General features: G+C 63.4%; 3 protein-coding genes. All 3 read left to right on the forward strand.

Annotated elements, in window-relative coordinates; all coding sequences use genetic code 11:
* Nucleotides 1–281: 281 nt before the first annotated feature.
* Genes C814_RS11825 through C814_RS11835 form a run of 3 tightly spaced genes read left to right on the forward strand, consistent with a single transcriptional unit; the run spans nt 282 to nt 3,786 of the window.
* Nucleotides 282–1,079, forward strand: coding sequence for an FAD binding domain-containing protein (locus C814_RS11825; protein WP_016318066.1), 798 nt, complete (start codon nt 282–284; stop codon nt 1,077–1,079).
* Nucleotides 1,076–1,531, forward strand: coding sequence for a (2Fe-2S)-binding protein (locus tag C814_RS11830; protein WP_016318065.1), 456 nt, complete (start codon nt 1,076–1,078; stop codon nt 1,529–1,531). The genes C814_RS11825 and C814_RS11830 overlap by 4 nt, the downstream gene beginning before the upstream one ends.
* Complete coding sequence (locus tag C814_RS11835; protein ID WP_016318064.1) at nt 1,528–3,786, forward strand: xanthine dehydrogenase family protein molybdopterin-binding subunit; 2,259 nt, start codon at nt 1,528–1,530, stop codon at nt 3,784–3,786. Before C814_RS11830 ends, C814_RS11835 begins: the two co-directional genes overlap by 4 nt.
* The last annotated feature ends 855 nt before the right edge of the window (nt 3,787–4,641 follow it).

Genomic DNA, 4,641 nt, shown 5'->3' on the forward strand with positions numbered 1-4,641 from the left:
GTGCTTTTTACCTTGCTTTTTGCACAAGCAAAAAACAAGCCGTCCGCCCGGACGGGACCGGGCATCCTCTGCCGCTCGCGGCACACCTCTTAAAAAGGCAAGGTGCCGCGCAGCTGCACAAAAAGAGCCATTACCCCGGGCGGGACCGGGCATCCTGTGCCGCTGACAAGCGGCACACCTCTTAAAAAGGCAAGGTGCTGCGCAGCTGCACAAAGAAGTAAAGTGCACCGCTGCACGAAAAAAAGCAACAGACGTATCAAACGAGGGACAGGAGACGAGACGTGTATACAATCAAGACCTATCTGATGGCGCAAACGCTGGAGGAAGCGTACAGTGCGCTGCAAAAGAACAAATCGAATGTGATTCTGGGCGGCTGCGGATGGCTGAAGATGACGCGCAAACGCTTCTGGACGGGGATCGACCTCAGCGGGCTGGGGTTGGACTGGATTGAGCAGCGGGACGGATGGCTGGAGATCGGCGCGATGGTGACCCTGCGGCAGCTCGAGACCGATCCGGCGCTGCGCGGCCTGTTCGGGGGGATCCTGCCGCGGTCGGTCGAACGGATCGTGGGGGTGCAGTTCCGCAGCTGCGCAACCGTTGGGGGCAGTGTCTGGATGCGGGCGGGGTTCTCCGACCTGCTGACCGCCCTTTCGGTGCTTGACACCGAGGTCGAGCTGTACCACGCGGGCCGGATGCCGCTGGAAGCCTTTTTCGCGCTGCCCCGGAACCGGGAGGCGCGGGACATCCTGACCGGCATCAGGATCCGGCTGGACGGCCGGGACGCGGCCTGCTGTTCGATGCGCAATACAGCCACCGATTTCCCGGCCGTGGGGGCGGCGGTCTCCAGATGCGGCCCCGGCTGGTCGGTCGCGGTTGGGGCGCGCCCGATGCGCGCGGTGCGGGTGCCCGAAGCGGAAGCCGCGCTTGCCGCCGGGGATTTGCAGGCAGCGTCCCGGGCCGTAGAGGCGCTCGGCTACGCGGGCAACCTGCGCGGTTCGGCGGATTACCGCCGCAAGGTGGCACAGGTGCTGGTCCGGCGGGCGGCTGAAGAGATTCTGCATCGGGAGGGGAAACAATGAGGATCAAACTGACCGTAAATGGCAGACAGTTCGACAGGCACGTCCCCGCGGATATGATGCTGCTCGACTTTCTGCGTGAACAGGGATTCGTCAGCGTCAAGCGGGGCTGCGAAACCTCCAACTGCGGCCTGTGCACCGTCTGGGTGGACGAGCACCCGGTGCTTTCCTGCACCTATCCGGCCGCCCGGGCGGAGGGGAAACGGGTCACCACCATCGAAGGGGTGACCCCCGAGGCCGAGGAGTTCGGACGGTTCCTCGCGGCGCGCGGCGCCGAACAGTGCGGGTTTTGCAGCCCGGGGCTGGTCATGACCGTCCTCGCCATGCGCCGGGAGCTGCGCAACCCGGATGAACAGCAGGTCCGCGCCTATCTCGCGGGCAACCTCTGCCGCTGTTCCGGCTATACCTCCCAGCTCGCCGCAGTGATGTCCTTCCTGAAAGGGGGAGACCGATGAACGCAGTCAACCGCAGAATCCCCAAGCTGGATGCACGCGCCCTCACCACCGGCAAGGGGGTCTATACCGATGACCTCATCCCGCCCGGCGCGCTGACCGTCAAGGTGCTGCGCAGCCCGCACCCGTTCGCGCGGGTCATGGCGGTCCGGGCCGACGCTGCCCGGCGCCTCAACGGGATTGCCTGTGTGCTCACTGCCGACGACCTCCCGAAAATCCGGTTTACACAGGCGGGCCAGAGCTACCCCGAGCCAAGCCCGTACGACCGGTATATCCTCGAAGACCTCGTGCGGTATGTGGGGGACCCGGTTGCGATCGTGGCGGGCGAAAGCGAGCAGGTCGTGGACCAGGCGCTGCGGATGATCCGGGTGGACTATCAGCAGCTGGACCCGGTGCTCGACTACGAAACCGCGCTGGATCATCCCTCGGTGGTTCACCCGGAACAGGACTATTTCAACAATTTCCCGGTCGGCGGGGACCCGCAGCGCAACCTCGTGGCATCGGGGGAGCGGTCGGGCGGCGACCTCGAACGGGTTTTTTCGGAATGCGACGTGGTGGTTGAGGAGACGTTCCACACCAAAGCGGTGGCACAGGCGATGATGGAGACATTCCGGACCTACACCTGGCTGGACCACAACAACCGGCTGAACGTGCTGACCTCCACCCAGATCCCGTTCCACTGCCGGCGGCAGATCGCGCGGGCGCTGGGCATCCCGCAGAGCCGGGTCCGGGTCGTCAAGCCGCGGATCGGCGGCGGGTTCGGGGCCAAACAGACGATGTGCAGCGAGCTGTTTCCGGCGGTGGTCACGATGAAAACCGGCAGGCCCGCCCGGATGGCATTTACCCGGCAGGAGAGCTTTACCGGGTCGAACAGCCGCCACGAGATGCGGGTGACCGTCCGGATGGGTGCGGACAAGGACGGCCGGGTCCGCGCCATCGACATGTACGCGCTTTCCAACCAGGGCGCTTACGGCGAGCATGGCCCCACCACGATCGGGCTGGTGGGGGGGAAGTCGATCGCCCTTTACACCCCCGAGGCGTTCCGGTTCCGGTACGACGTGGTTTATACCAATACGATGGGCGCGGGCGCGTTCCGCGGCTACGGCGCGACACAGGGCTGTTTCGCGCTCGAATCGCTGGCCAACCGCCTGGCCGGCCGGCTCAGGATCGACCCGGTAGAGCTGCGGCTGCGCAACATCCCCAAGGTGGGCGACCCAATGGAGGCGTACGGGGATGGCGCGCTTGCCAGCAGCCGGCTGGAGGACTGTATCCGGCGGGGCAGGGAGCTGATCGGCTGGGAGGGGAAGTTCCCGTCGGTGCGGGTGGACGGCCATACGGTGCGCGGGGTCGGGATGGCAATCAGTATGCAGGGGTCGGGCATCGCCAATATCGACACCTGTTCCGCTGTGATCCGCCTGAACGACAACGGGTTCTATACCCTGATGATCGGCGCCACCGATATGGGCACCGGCTGTGACACCATCCTTGCGCAGATGGCGGCTGAGGTGCTGCACTGCCCGGTCAGCCGGGTCACCGTTGACGGGGTGGACACCGACCATTCCCCCTTCGACAAGGGGTCGTACGCCTCCGGCACCACCTATCTTACCGGGATGGCGGTGGTCAAGGCGAGCACCAAACTTGCGGCGGAAATCCGCCAGCAGGGCGCCAACCGGTTGGGCGTGCCGGTATTGCAGGTGATGTTCGATGGCGAGCAGGTCGTCTCCAAGACCGACCCCGACCTCAAAATCTCCCTCTCCGACCTCGCGCAACAGCTGGTCGTCGGCGACGGGGAGTGGCTCCAGTGCACCGCCACCCATTCCAGCCCGGTTTCCCCGCCGCCGCTCATGGCCGGTTTTGCGGAGGTCGAGGTCGATACCGAAACTGGTAAAGTCTCGGTGGTGGATTATGTCGCGGTTGTCGACTGCGGTACGGTCGTCAATCCCAACCTTGCCACCGTCCAGACACAGGGCGGCGTTGCACAGGGGATCGGCATGGCGCTCTGGGAGGATATCCAGTACAACGCTCATGGACGGATGCTCAATGACTCGTTTATGCAGTACAAAATCCCCTCCCGCCTCGACCTTCCCGACATCCGTGTCGAGTTCATGCCCAGCTACGAGCCAACCGGCCCGTTCGGCGCAAAGTCGATCGGCGAAATCGTTATCAATACCCCCGGACCCGCCATCGCGGCCGCGGTCGCCAATGCTGTCGGGGTTTGGTGCAGCGAGCTGCCGATCAAACCGGAGAGGTTGATTTAGAAAAGGAGGGGGGTCTTCCCCTCCTTTTTCTCCCCCTTTTTTGAATAGGTGTCCGCCTTCCGGCGGCAGGGGATGCGGGGAATCCGCCCCCGCGCGGCGGGTCCCTTTTCGGATGCACGAAAAGGGACCAAAAGTGCATTCAAGGGGCGACGCCCCTTAAAAAACCCCGCGCCCCCAGACAAGCGCTCATGCTCAGGGCTGATTTGCACCCTTGGATGCCCCCAGACGATGGCGGGGGATGTACAGCGGTGCTGTACCTTACCTTTTTTGAGAAGTGTGCCGCAAGCGGCAGAGGATGCCCGGTCCCGTCCGGGCGGACGGCTTGTTTTTTGCTTGTGCAAAAAGCAAGGTAAAAAGCACACATAAGGGGGTATCCCCCTTATGGAACCCCCGGAAGGGTGCCCGCCTTTGGCTGGGTGGAAAAGACACGCATGTCAGTGCCCGCCTCAACCTGTTTTTTGTCCAGACCGGCCCTGTCCGCTCGCCCCAGGCTGTGCCGCAAAACCCCACTACACAGTGCTCGATCGGGCCGAGCTCCCCAGCAAGCCTTGTGCGCCGATCGGTTCGAACGCTGTGAAGAGGAGCCTTGTGGCCCGGCTTAGGCCAAGTGGGCAAAGCCGGGCCATTATTCTCTCATGGAAGCGCTCCAGTCAATCAAAAAAGGACGCTTGACAGCGTCCAGATTACAGTATATAATAAATATAAAGAAAGGTGCTGCCGACAGACGGTCAGCCCCTTTGAGTGTGCAGAAATAACCGCGTCACTTTGTGAGGGTGGCGGTTATTTCTTTTTTGTTGCGTCTAACACAAGAGCAACAACGCCCAGAATTACCAGGCAGAACTGGAACAGCTCCGC

It is taken from the genome of Anaerotruncus sp. G3(2012), from assembly GCF_000403395.2.
GTDB lineage: Bacteria > Bacillota > Clostridia > Oscillospirales > Ruminococcaceae > Anaerotruncus.